Here is a 19,881-nt window from a genome sequence, read left to right as displayed (position 1 = left end):
TTTCCCAAAGATCGCAGGGGCTATCTCACTGCGCCGGCTTTTCATCCTTCTGCGGTTCGCGAATCTTGTACCAGGCCACATACAGCGCCGGCAGAAACAGCAGCGTCAGCAGGGTCGCCACGACGATGCCACCAATCATTGCGTAAGCCATCGGCCCCCAGAACACTTCGCGGGCAATCGGGATCATGCCCATGCTCGCTGCCGCTGCGGTCAGCAGGATCGGCCGGCGCCGGTGTTCGGTGGCTTCGACCACCGCGTCCCACGGCGCATAGCCTTTCTGCTCGAACTCATCGATCTGCGTCACCAGAATCACCGAGTTGCGGATGATGATGCCGATCAGCGCAAGAATCCCGAGGATCGCCACGAAGCCCATCGGCGTGCCCGTCGGCACCAGCGCCAGGACCACACCAATCAACCCCAGCGGCGCAACACTGGCGACCAGGAACATCTTCTGCACGCTGTGCAACTGAATCATCAGGAACGTCGCCATGAGGAACAGCATCAGCGGCAGCACCTTGGCAATCGGCCCCTGGGCCTTGCCGCTTTCCTCGACCGTACCGCCGGTGGCGACTTTGTAGCCGACCGGCAGCTTCGAGGCAAAAGCGTCGATCGACGGCTTGAGCAGTTTTACCAGATCGGTCGGCTGGATTTCGTCGCGCACCGAGGCCTTGATGGTGATGGTCGGCAAGCGGTCACGACGCCACACCAGCGGCTGTTCCAGTTCATAACGCACGGTGGCGAACGCCAGCAGCGGAATCGAGGTGCCGCTCGGCGTGACAATCTGCAGGTTCTGCAGGGTTTCCGGCGTGCCGCGTTCGGAATCCACCGCGCGACCGACCACGTTGATCAGGTAGATATCGTCATCGACCTGGGTCAACGGCGAGCCACTGACAATGCTGTTCATCAGGTTGGCGACGTCTTCGGACGACAGCCCGAGTTGCCGCGCCTTGTCCTGGGCGATGTCGATGCGCAGGACTTTGCCCGGCTCGTTCCAGTCATAAATGATCTCGCCGATGTGCGGGTTCTTGTCCAGTTCGGTGGCCAGGTCGATGGCGTGTTTGCGCACCTGATCGACATCTTTGCCGCTGACTCGATACTGAATCGGACGCCCCACCGGCGGGCCCATTTCCAGGGCCTGCACGTAGCTGCCGATGCCGACGAAGTCCTTGTGCAGGCGCTCACGCAAGCGCTGGCTGAGTGCCTCGCGGGCTTCGAAGTCCTTGCTGACGATCACCAGTTGCGCGTAGTACGGGTTCTGCAATTGCTGGTCCAGCGGCAGGTAGAAACGGATCGCGCCCTGACCGATGTAAGTGCTCCAGCGCACGATGTCCGGATCGCCCTTGAGCGTCGCTTCGAGCTTGTCCACCGCTTTGCGGGTTTCATCGATCGAGGCGTTTTGCGGCAGGTTCAGGTCGACCAGAATTTCCGGGCGGTCGGAAGCGGGGAAGAACTGGTTCTGCACGAAACGCATGCAGAATACCGCCAGCACGAACAACAGCACGGTGACACCGATTGCCCACCAGCGATTGCGCATGGCCCACAACAGGCCGCCGTTGAACGCCCGGCCGACGCGACCCGGCTCGGCATCGTGGGCCTTCACCTTGTCACTGAGAATGTGCACGCCGATCACTGGTGCGAAGAACACCGCGACCACCCACGAGACGATCATCGCCACGGCGATCACCGCGAACAGCGTGAAGGTGTATTCACCCGCCGAACTGGCGTTGAGGCCGATGGGCACAAAACCGGCGACAGTCACCAGCGTACCGGTGAGCATCGGGAATGCGGTCGAGGTGTAGGCGAACGTCGCCGCCTGCTCCTTGCTCTCGCCCATTTCCAGGCGCGTGACCATCATCTCTACGGTGATCATCGCGTCGTCCACCAGCAGACCGAGGGCAATGATCAATGCGCCGAGGGAAATCCGCTGCATGGTGATGCCGCTGTACTCCATGAACACGAAGACCATGGCCAGCACCAGCGGAATCGAGCAGGCCACCACCAGACCAGCGCGCACGCCGAGGCTGATGAAGCTCACCACCAGCACGATGATGACTGCTTCGAACAGCGCGCTGGTGAAACCGCCAACGGCCTCTTCCACCACCACCGCCTGGTCGGAAACGGTGTGCACGCCGACGCCCACCGGCAAGTCAGCGGTGAGCTGGTCGATGCGCTCGTGCAGCGCCTTTCCGAATTCCTGAACGTTGCCGCCCTTCTGCATGGCAATCGCCAGGCCGATCGCCGGTTTGCCGTCGAAGCGGAATTCCGGTGTCGCCGGATCGACGTAGCCACGGCTGATCTCGGCGATGTCGGCCAGACGATAGAAGCGATCGTTGAGTTTGAGATTGACCTCGGCCAGATCTTTCTCCGACTCGAACTGGCCCGAGGTGCGCACGGAGATCCGCTCCGGCCCCGCCTCGATCACCCCGGCCGGAGTCACTGCGTTCTGCGATTGCAGGCTCTGCACCACTTGGCGCTGGTCGATACCCAGTGCGGCGAGTTTGCGCGTGGAGAAGTTCAGGTAGATCGTTTCGTCCTGCTGGCCGACCATTTCGATCTTGCCCAGCCCCGGCACGCTGCGTATTTCTGCGCGCGCCTGTTCCACGTAATCGCGCAACTGACGCATGGTCAGGCCATCGGCGGTGAAGGCGTAGACCGAGCCGTACACGTCACCGAACTCGTCGTTGAATCCCGGCCCCTGAATGCCCTGGGGAAACTGGCCGCGAATATCGTCGATCTTCTTGCGCACTTGGTACCAGATTTGCGGAATGTCCTCAGCGCTGGTGGTGTCGCGCAGGTACACGTACACCGTCGATTCGCCGGGGCGGGTGTAGCTTTTCACATAGTCGAGAGAATCGAGCTCTTCGAGTTTTTTCTCGATGCGGTCGGTGACCTGCTTGAGGGTTTCTTCCTGGGTCGCGCCGGGCCATTTGGTCTGGATCACCATGGTCTTGATGGTGAAGGACGGGTCTTCTTCGCGGCCGAGATTGAAGTACGAAAACACCCCCATCAGCAGCCCGACGAACATCAGATACCACACGAAAGACTGGTGCTTGAGGGCCCATTCGGAGAGGTTGAAAGAGCCTTTCATTGACTGTCCTCGTCAAGTTTTACCGATTGTCCGGGTTTGAGACTGTTGACGCCGGCGCTGACAACGCGCTCGCCATTCTGCACGCCACCGGCCAGCACCACGCTGTTGTCGCCACGGCTGACCACGCTGACGTCGCGCGGGTTGACGGTTTTGTTTTGCGTATCGATCACCCAGATGCGGGTTTTGCCGTCGATTTCCTGCAACGCCGTCAGCGGCAGTTCGATGCGCGGTTTGATCGCCGAGCTAAGGGTCACGCTGATCGCGGTGCCGAGGCGGAAACCGTCCGGCGTATCCGACAGGGTCAGGCGCGCGCGGCGGGTGCGTGTGGCGCTTTGCGCCTGGGGTTCGATCTCGCGGATGATCGCCGTGGTGTTGATGCTCGGGTCGAGCTGCGCAGCCACCGAGAACACCACGTCGCTGGGCAACTGATCGACCAGGGTATCGGGCAGATCGATCACCGCTTCCTTGATGTCCGGTTGCGCCAGCGTCACCACTTGTTGCCCGGCAGTTACCACTTGCCCGGCTTCGGCGTTCCACGCGGTGACCACGGCTTTGTGATCGGAGCGCAGCTCGGTGTAGCTCAGTTGATCCTTGCTCTGGCTGACCGCCGCGCGTGCCTGATCAAGCGAGGCCTGAGTGGTTTTCAGATCGGTATTGGCGACGTCCAGTTGCGCCTGCGCACCGACGCCGCGATCGAACAGCGCTTGCTGACGACGTGCATTGGCCTGGGCGTTGATCAGTTGCGCCTGGATTCTCGCCAGATCGCCCTGCGCCGAACGTAACTGGTTCTGCTGGTCGGACGGATCGAGGGTGGCAAGCAACGTGCCCTTCTGCACCTCGGCGCCGACATCGACGTTGCGACTGGCGATGCGTCCACCGACGCGGAAACCGGTGTTGCTCTCGTAACGCGCCTGAATGCTGCCGGCAAAGCGCCCGAGGCTTTCTTCGTTCAGCGCTTTGACCGTGACCGACAGCACCGGACGTACCGGTTCCGGCGGCGTTTCCTTTTCCGAACAAGCGCCCAGCAGCAGCGCCATGCACAACAGGCCGAGGCGCTTCATGGCTGCGCTCCCGGTTGCAGATCCTTGTAGGTGTTTTCGGCAATCTCGACTTTCATGCCGGGGTGCAGCAACTGGCCGCCGGCGACAATGACTTTCTCGCCGCCCTTGAGGCCTTCGCTGATGATCACTTTGCCGGTCAGGTAGCGACCGACCGTGACCGTATGCAACTGCGCCTCGCCCTTGTCATCGACCAGCCATACCGCCGGGTCGCTGATGTTTTTTGTCAGCGCCGACCAGGGCAGTTCCACCGCCGATTTGCCGGTGCCCTTGGCGGTGGCACTGACCACCGAACCGAGCTGCATGCCCGGCGGCAGCTTGTCGAGGCTGACCTTGACCTGCACGGTGCCCGATTGCGCCGACACCGATGGCGTGATCTCACGCACGGTGCCGGTGGTTTTGATTTCGGGATTGTCGAGCAGGCTGACCACGATCGAACGATCGGACGGACGCTCGGCCAGCAGCGATTCGTAGACATTGAATACCGCGTCGCGGTCGCCATCGCGGGCGAGGCTGAAAATCGGCGCAGTGGCCTGCACCACCTGGCCGACTTCGGCCTGGCGCTCGGTGATCACCCCGGGCGCATCGGCGATCAGCGCGGTGTAACTGAGCTGGTCCCTGGCGTTGGCCAACTGCGCCTGCGCCGCACTCAATGCGCTCTGGCTGCTGCGCAGCGCGGCTTGCGCCGAATCGTATTCGCTCTGGCTGGTGTAGCCCTTGGGCAGGAGTTTTTGCTGACGCACGAAAGCGGCTGCCGCTTGCTTCACGCGGGCCTGTTCGGCGACGACCTGGGCCTGAGCGGAATCGACGTTGGTCTGCAGATCTTTCGGATCGAGTTTGGCCAGCACCTGCTTGGCCGTGACGCGGTCGCCGACATCGACCATGCGCTGGATGATCTTGCCGCCGACGCGGAATGACAACTGGGTCTGCACCCGCGCCTGCACATCACCGGTGAGGGTCACCGCGGCGGCGTAGTTGGCCGGTTCGACCTCTTGCACAAAGACCCGTGGCAAGTATTCCTGAGCAGGTTTCTTGTCGCCGCATGCGGTGAGCAACGCCATGGCGCTCACGGCCATCAGCACTTTCAATCCGGGACCCGCCATGCACACTCCTTGGCCTTAAATGCTGCTGTCGAGACGATACGACTTCAGAGCTTAGAACAGGGTTCCACGGTTGCGGGCGCCAACACCAGATTTATCTCATTAAAGGTATGCTGCCCGCGTATCGCAGTGACCCGGAGAAGGATTTCATGCTCAACACCCTGGCGGTGGCCAATTACCGCTCGATCAACAAACTGGTGATTCCGCTCGGGCGCCTGAACCTGATTACCGGGCCCAACGGCAGCGGCAAGTCCAACCTCTATCGCGCCTTGCGCCTGCTGGCGGAAACCGCCCAGGGCGGCGTGGTCAATGCGCTGGCGCGTGAAGGCGGGCTGGACTCGACGTTCTGGGCCGGACCGGAAACCATCAGTCGACGCATGCGCAACGGTGAAGTGGCCATCGAGCCGACGGTGCGCCACGGCGCCAAGCGCTTGCGACTGGGATTCGCCGGCGAGGATTTCAGCTACGCCATCGGCCTGGGCCTGCCGGAGCCGAGCACTTCATGCTTTGCCCTCGACCCGGAAATCAAGCGTGAGTGCATCTGGGCCGGCCCGGTGTTTCGCCCGGCGAGCCTGCTGGTCGACCGCAACGGTCCGATGATCCGCGCCCGCGAAGGTCGCGCCTGGGATGTGCTGGCGCAACACACGCCGAACTTCGACAGCCTGTTCGATCAGGTCGGCAATCTGCGCAGCTCGCCGGAAGTGTTCCAGATGCGCGAATTCATCCGGCGTTGGCGCTTTTATGATCACTTTCGCAGCGATGCCGACGCGCCGGTGCGTCAGCCGCAACTGGGCACACGCACGCCCGTGCTGCATCACGATGGCCGTGATCTGGCAGCGGCCCTGCAGACGATTATCGAGATTGGCGATCCGCAGGCGTTAACAGCGGCGATCAGCGATGCGTTTCCCGGCGCGCGACTGAAAATCGCGCCGTTGGCCGGTGGACGCTTCGCTATCGAGTTTTATCAGGAAGGCTTGTTGCGGCCATTGTCGGCGGCGGAATTGTCAGACGGAACCTTGCGCTATCTGCTGCTGGTTGCGGCGTTGCTGACACCGCGACCGCCGACACTAATGGTGCTCAACGAACCGGAAACCAGCCTGCACCCAGACCTGCTGCCGGCGCTGGCGCGCTTGATCATTCGCGCTTCGGAGCAGTGTCAGGTGTGGGTGGTGTCACATGCGCGGCGATTGATCTCGGCGTTGCAGCAAGACCCGGAATGCAATTGCATCGTGCTGGAGAAGACGCTGGGGCAGACCGGGATTGTCGGGCAGCGGGTGCTGGATGAGCCGGCGTGGCAGTGGCCGGATTGAGCGGTGACTGAAAAATTCGCGAGCAGGCTCGCTCCCACAATCGTACGCGGTCAAATGTGGGAGCGAGCCTGCTCGCGAAAGCGATTCAAGCGTCACCGCTGAATCAAGGCACTAGCCCTGCCACTTGCCCCCTTCAACAATCACACTCTCAGGCCGGGTGTCATCACTCAGTTCTTTGCGCACATATTGGTCATACAGCTTGAGCAGGTATTTCTCCTCGCCCAACCTGGCCAATTCGCTGTTGACCCAATCACGCAACTCGAGATTGCCCTTTTTCACTGCCGGCGCAATCGGCGCCTCGGCTCCGAGCTTTTCCTCGAGCACGCGATAGCCCGGGTTCTGCTTGGCCCAGCTGAACAGCACCAGATTGTCCTGTGCATAGGCATCGCCACGGCCATTGGCCAAGGCTTGCAGCGATTCGGAGTTCTTCTCGAACTTGAGCAGTTTCCAGTCCGGGTGGTTCCTGGTCAGCCAGATATCCGCGGTGGTGCCGGTGGTGACAATCGTGGTGCGCGTCGCCAGATCATCCAGTTTTTTCACTGAACTGCCCTGCGGCACCAGCGCCTGCACGGCCACCTTGAGGTTCGGGTTGGTGAAATCCACCGCTTCCTTGCGCTCCGGGGTGACGGTCATGTTGGCGAGGATCAGGTCGACCTTGTCGCTCTGCAAAAACGGAATGCGACTGGCCGGCTCGACGGCAACAAACTCGACCTTCTTTTCATCGCCGAGCAGATCTTTGGCGAAGCGCCGGCCAATGTCGGTGTCGAAGCCAACGTAGCGCCCGGCCTCATCGACGAAACCGAACGGGGGCTTGTCAGTGAAGACGCCGACGATCAGTTTGTCGCGGGCCTTGATCTTGTCCAGATAACCGGCCGGCGCGGCGCTTTCGCTGGCGACTTTCGGCTTTGGCGGCTCTTCGGTTTTACCGCAACCGGCAAGCAAGGCGAGGCTGAGCAGAGGCATTAACAAAGCTGCAGTTTTCATAGCGGTTCCAGTTCCTTTGTCGGATTCGTTTCTGGCAGTGTGGCAACGAAGGAGAACTTCTCCAGAAACTGCTGCGCGCGTGCGGTTTGCGGGTTCGTAAAGAAAATCTCGGGTGGGGACTGTTCAAGGATGCGCCCGGCATCCATGAACACGATGCGGTCGGCCACCGCGCGGGCGAAGGCCATTTCGTGGGTGACGATCAGCAGGGTCATGCCTTCGCGGGCCAGGCCTTGAATGACTTGCAGCACTTCCTTGACCATTTCCGGGTCGAGGGCGGCGGTGACTTCGTCGAAGAGCATGACCCGTGGATTCATGCACAGCGAGCGGACAATGGCGATGCGCTGCTGCTGGCCGCCCGAGAGCTGACGCGGGAAAGCATCGCGCTTGTCCAGCAGGCCGACACGCTCAAGCAAGGCTTCGGCCTGCTGCTGCGCTTCGCGGCGCTGACGCTTCTGCACCTTGAGCGGGCCGAGCAGCAGATTGTCCAGGACGCTCATGTGCGGGAACAGGTGATAGCTCTGGAAGACCATGCCGATCTGCTGACGGATTTCGCGCCAGTCAGTGGCCTTGTCCAACAGCTCTCGGTCGAGGAATTTCAGGCTGCCGCTGTGGGCCTCATCCAGACCATTGAGGCAACGCAGCAAAGTGCTTTTGCCGCAACCGCTGGGACCAAGAATGACGAGTACTTCGCCGCTCTGCACTTGCAGGTCAATGCCGTCGAGCACCTGCTGCGCGCCATAGAATTTGTTGAAGCCGTGAAACTTGATCAGTGCGCTCATGCTTGCGTCCAGCGCCGCTCCAGCACGCGCGAAGCGGCCGAAAGCGGGTAGCAGATGAAAAAGAAAAACAGGAACAGCGCACCGTAAATCAGTACCGATTCGTAGGTGCGCTCGATGATCTGTTGGCCGACCTTGATCACATCGACGACGCCGATCAGCACCGCCAGGGAACTGGTCTTGATGATCCGCGTATAGACGTTGATGGTCGGCGGCGTCATGCGCTTGAGCGCTTGCGGCAGCAGCACGTAGCCATAGAGTTGGGCCGCATTGAGGCCGATCGACAGCCCCGCTTCACGCTGTCCGCGCGGCAACGAATGCAGCGCACCGCGCGCCACTTCGCCAACCTCGCTGGCGCCCCACAGCGACAGCACCAGCACCGCGCACCAGAAGCTCGGCAGGCTCAGGCCGAAGAAAATCGGCAAACCGAAGAACAGCAGATACAACCAGACCAGCACCGGAATCGCCCGGAACAGCTCCAGATAGATGCGCAGAATCGCGTTCAGCCACGTTACGTTCAACGTGCGCAGAACACCGTAGAGCACACCGCCGACAGTGCTGATGGCGATGCTCAGAAACGAGATCGAGAGGGTCTGCCCGGCGCCTTTGGCCAGTTGAGGCAACGATATCCACAGCAACTCAAGACCCGAACTGGCCATGCTGGAGCCTCCTTTCCAGACGGCTGAGCAACAGCGACAGCGACAAGAACAGCAGCACGCAGATCAGCGTCAGCACGGCGAGCATTTCGTAGGTTTTGTAATAGATCGCGATGTAGCTTTTGGTGGTGTAGAGGATTTCCGGCACCGCTACCGCCGAGACCACGGTGGTTTCCTTCAACAGGAAAATGAAATTGGCGAACAGCGACGGCAGGCTGAGAATCCCCGCCTGCGGCAGGATCACATAACGCAGTAATTGCCCGTGAGACAGGCCAATCGACCGCCCGGATTCCAGTTGTGCCTGGGGCACCGCATCGACGCCGGCGCGCAGCACTTCGGTGAGATAGGCGCCACCAAGGAAGGTCATGGTGATGATCGCCGCAGTGAAACCGGAAACCTGGATCCCCACTGCCGGCAAAGCGAAGTAGACGAAGAACAGCTGAATCAGCAACGGCGTGTTGCGCGCCAGCTCTACGTAGAAGCCGACCAGTTTTTGCAGGTATGGCGTGCGAAACACCAGGATCGTCGCGTTGAGCAGCGCGACCAGCAGCGAAGTGGCGATCGCAATCAAACCGACCTGCAGAGTCACGCCGACGGCTTTGAGAAAAGCCGGCAGAGTGCTGAGGATAAAGGCGTAGTCGAAAGTCATGAAGCGTCCTGACGCTGCTTGGTAAGCGGCGATGATGCAATCCGTGGACGGCGGATGGCCGTCCGGCAGGCACTGACTTTATAGGTATAAAAACCATAATTTAAATACCGTTAAAGCATATCGATATCATCCAAAAAACTATCCTGTGGGTTTGCCGGGAAGGAATAAGACGGCTATTTTTCTTTGCGCTGTAGGACGGATCTTTTTTTCACGAAAGACCTCCAAGGAACCACAGCTTTTGGCCAGACTCTCCGGCCCATCCACCACAAGGAAGAAAGACATGGACGTAAAAGTGCCGCAGCGGCTGGATCCGCAGGACATTGTGAAATTGCTGGTGGCGTTGCGCCGGGCGTTGAAAGCGCAGGTGGCCTGAAGTATCGGCAAGATCAAAAGATCGCAGCCTTCGGCAGCTCCTACTGGGGAATGCGGTCTCCTGTAGGAGCTGCCGAAGGCTGCGATCTTTTTGTGGGCACACACAAAAACGCCGATGACCATCACAGGCCATCGGCGTTTTTGCATCTGAAGCAGATTCACTCAAGTCAGATCAGAACGCCGGCAATACCGCGCCGCTGTACTTCTTCTCGATGAACGCTTTGACTTCCGGGCTGGTCAGGGCCTTGGCCAGTTTCTGGATCGCGTCGCTGTTCTTGTTGTCCTCACGGGCCACCAGGAAGTTCACGTACGGCGAGTCAGCACCTTCGATCACCAGCGCATCTTTCTGCGGGTTCAGCTTGGCTTCCAGCGCGTAGTTGGTGTTGATCATGTCCAGATCAACTTCCTTCAGCACACGCGGCAGCAGAGCCGATTCCAGTTCCTTGAACTTGAAGTTGTGCGGGTTCTTGGCGATGTCTTTCGGCGTTGCCAAAGCATTCTTCGGGTCTTTCAGTTCGATCAGACCAGCCTTCTGCAGCAGGATCAGCGCACGGCCGCTGTTGCTGCCTTCGTTGGGGATGGCGATGGTTGCGCCGTCCGGCAGTTCAGCCAGGGTCTTGTACTTGCTCGAGTAGCCACCGAACGGTTCAACGTGTACGCCCTGCACGGTCACCAGGTACTTGGATTTGTCATCCTTGTATTTGCCCTGGTTGAAGCTGTTCAGGTACGGCAGGGTCTGGAAGTAGTTGGCGTCCAGACGCTTCTCGCCAACCTGTACGTTCGGTTGCACGTAGTCGGTGAAAACCTTGATTTCCAGATCCACGCCTTCTTTGGCCAGGGTCGGTTTGATCAGCTCAAGGATTTCAGCGTGGGGCACCGGCGTTGCGGCAACCACCAGTTTCTCGCCAGCATTGGCGAAAGAAGCCGTCAGTGCAGCCGCCAATGCGGTAAACAACAGAACCTTTTTCATGCAGTGTCCTTATCGAAAATCACGGTCGTCATCGACGACGGCATTTAATACGTGTGCCAGTGAAGTGATATCGCTGGCGTGAGGCGGACAATACCCGGATTTTTTATTCCCGGACAATAACGTTTATTCAGCTTCATATTCCATTTTGTTCATACAGCTCGATCACACCTGTAGGAGCTGCCGAAGGCTGCGATCTTTTGATTTTTCAAGGCTTTAAATCAACTGAAGATCAAAAGATCGCGGCGTGCCGCAGCTCCTACAAAATTTTGGCGTTCGCTAGAAGTTGCTTAAGGGCGGCTTGGTCAGCGGTGGAGCCGGTGGACAGAATCTGTTTGATCTGGCTTTCGATCTGCGTCAGTACCGGTGGCAGGTTCAGGTGTTCCGGCAAAATCTCGTCACCGGTGCTGACCAATAGAGCGAAATGAATGACGTTTTCCAGTTCGCGAGTGTTGCCCGGCCAGCTGTGTTGTTCGAGTACATGCTGCGCGGCTTCGCTGATCAGCGGCACGGGCAAGTCGAGACGCTGGCTGTAGATGCCAAGGAAATACTCCGCCAGCGAGAGAATGTCGCCGGTGCGCGCGCGCAACGCCGGCAGCTCCAGATGACCCTCGCTGAGGTAGTGATAGAGCCGCTCGTGGAATTTCCCGGCGTTCACGGCCTGGGCCAGATCGATGCTGGTCGCCGCGACCAGGCGCACATCCACAGGGCTCGGCTGATGCGCACCGACGCGGGTGACTTCGTGGTTTTCCAATGCCGCGAGCAACTTGATCTGGATCGGCAGCGGCAGATCGCCGATCTCATCCAGGTACAAGGTGCCGCCGTTGGCCGAACCGAACCAGCCGGCGCGGCTGCTGGCCGAACCGCTGTAGCTGCCGGCGGCGTAGCCGAACAGTTCGGCGTCGGCGTAGGTCGGGCTGATCGCGCCGCAGTTCACCGAAACGAACAGACCGCTGCGATCACTGGCGCGGTGGATATGCCGGGCGAGCAGCTCTTTACCGGTGCCGGTCTCACCGCGAATCAACACTGAAACCGAACGTGGAGCCAACTGCTCCAACTCCTCGCGCAATTGCCGCGAGCGTGGGTCGACGAACACCAGCGCCTTGGCGCGAATGCTCAGGGGGCTTTTTTCCGCATCGGGAAAGGTCAGCAAGGGCTGACCGAAGGTTTCCAAACTCATGGCAGGCTCCCGCCCAAAACCGCCAGCCGACGGGGGCGTTGAATAATAAGGTCAGGCGCGACGGCGGGCGTGATGCTCCAGACGGTTTTGCAGGCGATAGAGATAGGCAAACCCCTGCTCCCAACGCTGATGCCCGGACTTGACGTTGATGTGCCCGGCCCCGGCGAGAATCCCCGCCTCCGCGCCCCAGTTGCGCGCCAGTTCCAATGCGCGCGGCGCACTGACCGCGGCGTCGTTGTCGGAGCTGACGACCTGACTGGGAAACGGCAAAAGATCCGTCGGGATCGGTGCGAAGTTGCGCAGCGCTGGCGCACAGGCAGGACGCTCGACATCGGCCGGCGCGACCAGCAACGCCCCGCGCACCTGACGCAGGTACTGCAACGGCGCAGTCGCCGCCCAGTGAGCGACGGTGATGCAGCCGAGGCTGTGAGCGATGAGAATGACCGGCGTGCTGTCGGCGGCAATCGCTTCGGCCAGCGCGGCGACCCAGTCTTCACGGCGCGGCGTCAGCCAATCGGCCTGCTCGACCCGCGCGCTGTTCGGCAGGCTGTTCTGCCAATGGCTTTGCCAATGATCTTCTGGCGATCCTTGCCAGCCCGGCACAATCAGGTAGCGGATTGATTCGTTGCGCATGGGGAAGCTCTCCTGCGGCGTGTCTGTTCCGGGTCGAGTATAGGGATGGGAGATATATTCGTTAAGGAATAAGAAGCTATTTATTAAGACCTGTATCGAATATGTGATTTGTGTAGGGCATAAGATTCCTCCCCCTCACCCCAACCCTCTCCCCCAAGGGGCGAGGGGGAAAGGGAGCCGATCTTCAGGTTCTTCAAATCTTGAGTTCGACTGGATTTCTCATATCGGTGTATAGCCGCCAGACACCCTGGTCAGTCCCCTCTCCCTCCGGGAGAGGGCTAGGGTGAGGGGCTTTTTCAAAAACCGAACGCAAAAAAAAGGGCCGCACCCTGCCAAGGAGACGGCCCCGGAAAAACGAAAGTCTGTTACCGCGCGGTGATCACCGACAACTTGGTAATCCCCGCCCGTTCGATCGAAGCCATGGCTCGCGCCACTTCGCCGTAATTCACCCCGTCATCGGCCTGCAATTGCACGCGCACTTCCGGGTCCTTGGCTTTGGCCGACTTGAGGTTGAATTCCAGCAAGTCAGGCTGAATCTCGTCCTTGTTGATAAACAGTTTGCCGGCGCCGTCGATGCTCACCACCAGCGGATCCTTCTGCTCGACCGGTGCCACCGCTTCGGTCTTCGGCAGGTTGATCGGTATGGCGTTGGTCAGCAGCGGCGCGGTAACGATGAACACCACCAGCAGCACCAGCATCACGTCCACCAGCGGCGTCACGTTGATCTCGCTGAGCACCTCATCCGTGTCTTGCGTGGAGAAGGCCATATCAGGACGCCTCCTTCACTTTTGCCGCGTTGCCCGACGTTGCCACTTTGTGTGCGGTCGGGTGGATCAGCACGCGGAACGCGCTCTTCTGCGCCAGGCTGTAGAAGTCGTGGGCGAAGTCATCGAGATCCGCCGCGGTCAATTTCAGACGGCGCAGAAAGTAGTTGTAAACCAGCACCGCCGGCACCGCGACGGCGATACCCACGCCGGTCGCAACAAGCGCCGCACCGATTGGGCCGGCCACCGTTTCCAGGCTTGCCGAACCGGCGGCGCTGATGCCTTTCAAGGCCTCCATGATTCCCCACACCGTGCCAAACAAACCAATGAACGGCGAGGTGCTGCCGATACTCGCGACAACCGCCAGACCGGTTTCCAGCGAACGCCGTTCGCGGACGATCTGCTGGCGCAAGGCACGCTCCAGGCGATCCTGATGGTTGATCGCCTGGCTCAGATCATTCGCCTGCGGCGCCTCGCCCACCTGGATCGCCGCGTAACCGGCCTGCGCCACCCGCGCTGCGGCGCCGGGCTGGGTTTCGCTCAACTCGGCGGCGGCATCCAGGCTCGACGCCGCCCAGAAACGTTTGTGAAAGCGCCGATCCTGCGCTTTCAGACGACCGAACTGCACAGCCTTGAGCAACGCCAGGCCCCAAGTGGCGACGGAAAAAACCACCAGCAGCCAGATCACCGCGCTTTCGATGGATTCCAGTGGAGATGCCAGTAACGTCATGATGTGTTCCCTCGTGTAAACATTTCGCGCGAATTTGGTTTCGGTTTAATGAATCTTGAAATCGATGGGCACGCTGACCCAGCCGTCCTGGGCGACATCACCCTGCTTGGCCGGGACGAAACTCCAGCGCTTGACGGCATTCAGCGCCGCATCGTCGAGCTGCTGGCGGCCGCTGCTTTTGGCAATCTGGATCTCGCCCGGTTTGCCGCTGGCCAACACTTGCACCCGTAACAACACCGTGCCTTCCCAACCGCGCCGCTGGGCCAGCGACGGATATTCCGGCGCCGGGTTTTTCAGGTATGCAGCATTGGCTGAAGCCGGGGTAACGGGCGCAGGTGCCGGCGGCGCGGGGGGCGCTGGCGCTGCGACCGGGGCTGCCGGTTTCGTTGGCGCTGGCGGCTGCTCTGCCGGCTTCGGCGCGGGTTTGGGCGGCAGTTTCACCACCGGTTTGGGTTTGGCGATCGGCTTGGGCGGCGGCGGTTTCACCGCCAACTCATCCTCCACTGGCGGTGGCGGTTCGACCACGGGCGCCGGTGATGGCGGCGCAACAACCGGCGGCGCTGGCGGAGCCGGGCGCGAAAACTCGATGGTCATCGGCGGAATTTCCGGCGGCACCACCGGCAGCACCGGCGTCGGTTTCTGGCTGACCCAGTAAATCACCGCGCCATGCACCACCAGCGCGAGAACACCAAGCAGAAGGGTTTCGCGCCGACTCAAAATACCCTTGGGCGCTCGCTGCAAACGCAACTGCCCCAACGGCACCCGGTGCGGCCGGCCAAGATCGACCAGTTCGCCACTCGGCGTATGCCGCCACCGCAATTCCCCTGCGCTGGCGGCGGTCTGGACATTGCCCATTGATTCACTCCCTGCGGTCTTTTTTGCGTTCTCTACAAAAACTGCCGATCAACCGTTTGTTGAATCCCCCACGGTGGATCGATGGGTGAATCATTGAGCTTGCCGCTTATCTCCGAAAGTAATCTTTAACGTTATCCATAGGCTTTTATGGAATATATAAATTGATCAATTCCGCCAAAGCCACGTGCCACGCGGGCTGCAGCGACAGTTGAGAAAGTGCATGCTTTTCAGGCATCGAAAGTATTCATGCAACGCATCAAATTCGCCTGCCCCGGTTTTGCAGGACGACTAATACCAAGTAGATAGTTGATAATGATTTTTTCTGAATAACAAAAAAACCGGAGCACTTTCGTGCGCCGGCCTTTTAATTTTTTAAGCAAGACTACTGTTTTACGAATTCCCCGCCCAAGGTCACCACATCACCATCGAAGTTTGTACGGGAGCCGGCAGCGCGCAATTTTGCGTAGTTATGATCCGGCGAAAACAGTGTCCATGTCTGATAACCGCTATTACCATTCTGAGCAAGTACTGCAATGGTGGTCGGGTTACCGGTACTGTTCTGGAAATGGTAGTTTCCATAACGGATGTCGTAATTCACGCCACCCTGACTCAACGTTCCGCTGAACGAGCCGTTGGAATCATTACCATCGGTAATCACCAGCTTGGCGCCAGAGTTGGAATTTACATAAGTGCCATTAATGCTCGACATAACTAGATTTCCTTTATCGTTGGATAAGTGTCTTCCGATGAGAGCAAGTTTCCTCCTGGAAACTCACGACAGTCAGAATGGTCGGACATTCCCTTATTGTCCACGTGACTTACTAACGAATTTGCAATAAGCGCTATTCATCCGCCTCATAACTTATCGCCGTTCGTTCGCTCATTAATTCCAATTCAACTAACGGCTGGCATTGGTTTGCTGCACGCCGACAATGGGTGCAATAACCGCTGTCTCGGAGCGTGGCGTGCCCGTTGGCACCCAGTCATAACTCACAGGGAGCGCCCGATACACCCAGTTGCTGATCGCATCGCTGCCCGGTGCCTTGCCGAGATACGGGCTGATGTATTCCCAGACGTTTTCACCGTTGGCCGTCACCTGGAAAAACCGTCCGTTCATGCCCTCGTCGATCAGCGTGTTGCCATTGGGCAAGCGCCGCGCGCTGCTGATGAACGAGCTGTAGAACGCCCAGCCCGGCTGCTTCGAATTGGCGGCGCTGTACTGCCAGACGATTTCATTTTTCTGCGGGTCGATTTCCAGCACCCGCGAGCCGGAAATCAAGCCAAGGGTGACGTTCGGATAGCCCGCCGAACCCTGGTTATCGAACACCAGCAGATTGCCGGCCCCGGGCAGCCCGGCGGGGATGATGTGCGCGTCGTGCTGGCCGACAAACTGATCGACCGGACGCGGCAGTTTCTGCGCGGTTTTCGGATTGATCAGCGGCAGGTTCGGCCCCAGCCGCCAGACCACTTTGCCGCTGCTTTTGTCGATGATGGCGATGAAATTGGCGTTGCGTGAATCAATCAACAGATTGTCCGGATTGAAGCGCTTGTCACCGGCATCGAACCACTTGTTCGGCCCTACCAGGCTGAGGTTGTTGATATGCAGGTAGTCCGGATTTTCACTGGCACGCACCAGTTTCAACTGCTCGGCAGTGAAGCCGAATTCATTGAGATGTTCGGAGGCCAGCCACTGCCATTTCACCGCACCGTCGGGACTGACTTCATAGATCGCATCGTCGATCACCTCGGGCACTTTGAAGCCTTTGACCTTGTGCACCTTGTTCGCCAACACCACGGTGTTGCCGTTGCTCAAACGGCGCTGATCATGGTGCTGTTGCGCCGCCCCACCAGGTGCCTTGTCGCCCCATTGCCAGACGACTTTGCCGCTCCAGTCCAGCTCGCCGACGCTCTGATTACCCAGACCGTTGCCGGCCGAACCGAGCTTGCCGGGATCCTTTTCACTCAGTTGCAGCAGCACATGCCCACGCTCGCCGCCGACCAGTTTCGGATCGATAATCGCCGACGGGAAGCCCGCCTGCGGCCAGGTTTTCACCTCGTTGCCGTTCATGTCGATCAGGTGCGTCTGTTTGTCGGCGCCGCTGAAAATCACGTACTGGTTGAACGCCTTGTTCGGGTCGTAACGAGTGACGCCCGTCGGGTAAACACTCGGTGCGGCGAGGGCGCCGGCACTGAGCACTGCGCCGGACAGCAACACCGGCAAAGCCGTTTTGATACGCAACATGATGCAGCTCCTTGAATGACGAATCAGAAGTCGTAGCGACCGGTGACGCCCAACGTGCGCGGTGTGCCGAGCAGGCCTTCATAGCCGCCGTTGCCGCCGGTCCACAGAGTCGTGTAGTAGGTTTTGTCGAAGGCGTTTTTCAGCCACAGCGAGACGTCCCACTGGCCCTGATTGAAGTCGCCACGCAGGCCGGTGGAGAAGTTGACCACCGCATAACTCGGGATCTGGCCGTAGTCGGAATCCTCGACCGTACCGACGGCTTTCGAACGGAATGCGTAGCTCGCGGTGACGTAAGGTTCGAAGCCGTTAGCCAGATTCCATTTGTATTCGCCGTTGGCGTTGCCGATCCATTTCGACGCGCCGACCACTTGATGACCGCTGAGGTCGCAGGACGCCGGCGCCCCCGGGGCCTGGCTGACTTCCGGCGGGCACGGTGCATCCTTGTACGAGAGGTAGCTGACGTCGTTGTACGAACCGTTGAAGTTCAGCGTCAGGCCACGCAACGGCACCACGGTGCTTTCGAACTCGATGCCGCGCGCGCGTACCGAACCGGCGTTGGTCAGGTATTGCACGCGGTTGGCGGCGTCGTAAGCGTTGGTCTGGTAGGCGTTGACCTGGGTCCAGAATACGTTGGCGTTAAGTTGCAAACGGCGATCCCAAAGGGTGCTTTTGAAACCGAGTTCGGCGTTGTTGGCGCGCTCGGTGCCGATCAATAACGAGTCGGCGCCAGCGGTAGGTGCGGAGCCGACCGCGAGGTTGACCCCGCCGGATTTCTCGCCGTGGGACAGCGTGGCGTAACCGAGCACGTCGTCGGTGATGCGATAGCTCAGGTTGAGCAGTCCCGAGGGGCTGGAGCTGTACTGATTCAAGTCTCCGGAATCGTAGACGCCGGCACGCCCCCGACGCGCATTGGCTGCCGCACCCGCCACCGCCACGCCACCGAGCGGCGCGTTGCGGCTGACCGAGGCGTTTTTTTCCTCGTAGGTGCCACGCACCCCGGCGGTGAAATCCAGGCGTTCGCTCAGGTGCCAGGTGCCTTGGGCAAACAGGGCGAAACTGTCGGTCTGGATATGGCCGTTGCCGACGCTGGTGACGTTGGCCAGGCTGCCCGCCGGTGTGCCATTCCAGATGTCGGCCTGCGGGCCGTAATAGGAGAAGGATTTGTTGTCCAGATCCGAGCCGAAATAGTAGGCGCCGACCACATAATCGAAGAACTCATCCTTGGGCGAGGCCAGGCGAAATTCCTGCGAATACTGTTTGTCTTCCACCGACACGCCGGCGTTGTAACTGGCCGGCACGTTGAGGCCATCGTCGTTGCGCGGGGTGAAATTCCAGAAACGATAAGAGCTGACCGAGGTCAGGGTGAAGTCGCTCGGCAACGTCCAGTTGGCTTCCACCGACGTGCCGCCCTGATGCACGGTGACGTGCTGGTCGTTGTCGAGATTGACCTTGCGATGCCGGCCGTTGACCAGCGTCGCCCCGGCCGCACTGGCCCGCGATTCATACAGGTTGACGCCGTTGATGGTCGGCCCGGTGTTGTACAACACGCGGGTGCCGGCGCTGGAATCTTCTTCGTTGTAATCGCCGATCCAGCGCAGATTGAAATCTTCATTGGGCTTGAACAACAGTTGCGCGCGGAAGCCCTCGCGGGAGCCACCGTTGAGGTCGTGGCCGTCGTATTCGTTCTTGATGTCACCGTCGCTGCGGGTGCGATACGCCGAGAAACGCCCGGCCAGTTGATCGTTGAGCGGCCCGGAAATCGTGCCCTTGGTCTGGAAATAACCGTCCTCGCCGACCGAGGTTTCGATGCTGCGCTCCGGCGTGAATGACGGTGCGCGGGTACTGATGTTGATGACCCCGGCGGTGGTGTTCTTGCCGAACAGCGTGCCCTGCGGCCCACGCAGAACTTCGAGCTGCTCGATGTCCATCAGATCGAACACCGCCATCCCCGGACGGCCCAGATAAACGTTGTCGATGTACAGGCCAACGCTGCCTTCCAGGCCATCACTGGCCGGGTTGTTGCCCAGGCCACGGATGGACACGCTGGACTGCCGCGCATGCATATAGGCGACGTTGACGCTGGGCACCAGTTGCTGCAAGTCCTGAATCCGGTAAACCCGTTGCGTCTCCAGATTCTGCCCGCTGATCACGCTCATTGGCGTCGGCACGTCTTGCGAACTTTCTTCGCGGCGGCGGGTGGTGACGGTCACGGTTTCCAGCTGCGAACCGTTGGCGGCCGCTGTGCCTGCGGGGACGTGCGAAGGGGTTTCGGCTTCGGCGGCATAGCCGTGAGTCCAGCTGGCGCTGCCTGCCAGCAACAGCGCCAAAGGCAGGCGTTTGAGCCGTCGGGGAGATGGGGGTAACGCGAGATTCAACGAACTCATGGCACGGCTCCTGGTCAAAAAACACACAGACAACTTCAGTGCTGCATATTCTTTTCAGTTATTTATTTATGGATTTACAAATATTTACTGCATAAGAGATTGCCTTTATAAGGAGTCGACCTAATGCATATCC

General features: G+C 59.9%; 17 protein-coding genes. 1 reads left to right on the top strand and 16 read right to left on the bottom strand.

Annotated features, from left to right (window positions below):
- Window positions 1–25: 25 nt before the first annotated feature.
- Genes AC0IXA_RS10850 through AC0IXA_RS10840 form a run of 3 tightly spaced genes read right to left on the bottom strand, consistent with a single transcriptional unit; the run spans window position 26 to window position 5,249 of the window.
- Window positions 26–3,088 carry an efflux RND transporter permease subunit gene (locus AC0IXA_RS10850; protein ID WP_024011164.1) on the bottom strand — a complete coding sequence of 1,021 codons (3,063 nt, stop codon included), beginning with the start codon at window positions 3,086–3,088 and terminating at the stop codon, window positions 26–28.
- Window positions 3,085–4,149, bottom strand: coding sequence for an efflux RND transporter periplasmic adaptor subunit (locus AC0IXA_RS10845; protein WP_336464073.1), 1,065 nt, complete (start codon window positions 4,147–4,149; stop codon window positions 3,085–3,087). The genes AC0IXA_RS10850 and AC0IXA_RS10845 overlap by 4 nt, the downstream gene beginning before the upstream one ends.
- Window positions 4,146–5,249, bottom strand: a complete 1,104-nt coding sequence (locus tag AC0IXA_RS10840; RefSeq protein ID WP_133337506.1) for an efflux RND transporter periplasmic adaptor subunit — start codon at window positions 5,247–5,249, stop codon at window positions 4,146–4,148. The genes AC0IXA_RS10845 and AC0IXA_RS10840 overlap by 4 nt, the downstream gene beginning before the upstream one ends.
- A gap of 146 nt (window positions 5,250–5,395) precedes the next feature.
- Between AC0IXA_RS10840 and AC0IXA_RS10835 the strand changes: the two genes are divergently transcribed.
- The gene (locus AC0IXA_RS10835; protein ID WP_341638351.1) at window positions 5,396–6,556 is read left to right on the top strand and encodes an AAA family ATPase; all 1,161 of its coding nucleotides are present in this window, start codon (window positions 5,396–5,398) and stop codon (window positions 6,554–6,556) included.
- Window positions 6,557–6,667: 111 nt separating this feature from the next.
- On the opposite strand, the gene AC0IXA_RS10830 is transcribed toward AC0IXA_RS10835, so the two are convergent.
- The 13 genes from AC0IXA_RS10830 to AC0IXA_RS10770 form a co-directional block, all read right to left on the bottom strand.
- A complete protein-coding gene (locus tag AC0IXA_RS10830) occupies window positions 6,668–7,540 on the bottom strand; it encodes a transporter substrate-binding domain-containing protein (RefSeq protein ID WP_341638350.1) in 873 nt (290 codons plus the stop codon).
- Entirely contained in the window at window positions 7,537–8,319 is a 783-nt protein-coding gene (locus tag AC0IXA_RS10825; RefSeq protein WP_341638349.1) for an amino acid ABC transporter ATP-binding protein, read from the bottom strand. The genes AC0IXA_RS10830 and AC0IXA_RS10825 overlap by 4 nt, the downstream gene beginning before the upstream one ends.
- Window positions 8,316–8,975: an amino acid ABC transporter permease gene (locus tag AC0IXA_RS10820; protein WP_341638348.1), complete on the bottom strand. Its 660-nt coding sequence runs from the start codon at window positions 8,973–8,975 to the stop codon at window positions 8,316–8,318. The genes AC0IXA_RS10825 and AC0IXA_RS10820 overlap by 4 nt, the downstream gene beginning before the upstream one ends.
- Window positions 8,956–9,621, bottom strand: coding sequence for an amino acid ABC transporter permease (locus tag AC0IXA_RS10815; protein ID WP_341638347.1), 666 nt, complete (start codon window positions 9,619–9,621; stop codon window positions 8,956–8,958). The genes AC0IXA_RS10820 and AC0IXA_RS10815 overlap by 20 nt, the downstream gene beginning before the upstream one ends.
- A gap of 544 nt (window positions 9,622–10,165) precedes the next feature.
- Window positions 10,166–10,963: a MetQ/NlpA family ABC transporter substrate-binding protein gene (locus tag AC0IXA_RS10810; RefSeq protein WP_016772222.1), complete on the bottom strand. Its 798-nt coding sequence runs from the start codon at window positions 10,961–10,963 to the stop codon at window positions 10,166–10,168.
- A gap of 256 nt (window positions 10,964–11,219) precedes the next feature.
- Entirely contained in the window at window positions 11,220–12,140 is a 921-nt protein-coding gene (locus AC0IXA_RS10805) for a sigma 54-interacting transcriptional regulator (RefSeq protein ID WP_471812998.1), read from the bottom strand.
- 51 nt (window positions 12,141–12,191) lie between these two features.
- Complete coding sequence (locus tag AC0IXA_RS10800) at window positions 12,192–12,773, bottom strand: alpha/beta hydrolase (protein WP_007918704.1); 582 nt, start codon at window positions 12,771–12,773, stop codon at window positions 12,192–12,194.
- Window positions 12,774–13,138: 365 nt separating this feature from the next.
- On the bottom strand, window positions 13,139–13,540 hold the full coding sequence (locus AC0IXA_RS10795) for an ExbD/TolR family protein (RefSeq protein ID WP_007972930.1): 402 nt from the start codon (window positions 13,538–13,540) through the stop codon (window positions 13,139–13,141).
- A 1-nt stretch (window position 13,541) separates the two neighbouring features.
- Window positions 13,542–14,267: a MotA/TolQ/ExbB proton channel family protein gene (locus tag AC0IXA_RS10790; protein ID WP_041477454.1), complete on the bottom strand. Its 726-nt coding sequence runs from the start codon at window positions 14,265–14,267 to the stop codon at window positions 13,542–13,544.
- Window positions 14,268–14,312: 45 nt separating this feature from the next.
- Complete coding sequence (locus tag AC0IXA_RS10785; protein WP_471812995.1) at window positions 14,313–15,122, bottom strand: energy transducer TonB; 810 nt, start codon at window positions 15,120–15,122, stop codon at window positions 14,313–14,315.
- A 382-nt stretch (window positions 15,123–15,504) separates the two neighbouring features.
- On the bottom strand, window positions 15,505–15,831 hold the full coding sequence (locus AC0IXA_RS10780) for a hypothetical protein (RefSeq protein ID WP_122605710.1): 327 nt from the start codon (window positions 15,829–15,831) through the stop codon (window positions 15,505–15,507).
- A gap of 189 nt (window positions 15,832–16,020) precedes the next feature.
- Entirely contained in the window at window positions 16,021–17,364 is a 1,344-nt protein-coding gene (locus tag AC0IXA_RS10775) for an aryl-sulfate sulfotransferase (protein WP_341638344.1), read from the bottom strand.
- 23 nt (window positions 17,365–17,387) lie between these two features.
- Window positions 17,388–19,748, bottom strand: coding sequence for a TonB-dependent receptor (locus AC0IXA_RS10770; protein WP_471812993.1), 2,361 nt, complete (start codon window positions 19,746–19,748; stop codon window positions 17,388–17,390).
- Window positions 19,749–19,881: the final 133 nt, after the last annotated feature.

The organism is Pseudomonas sp. AC083, from assembly GCF_979253165.1.
Note: the sequence above shows the minus strand (reverse complement) of the source record. Positions and strands in the feature narration are given on the sequence as shown.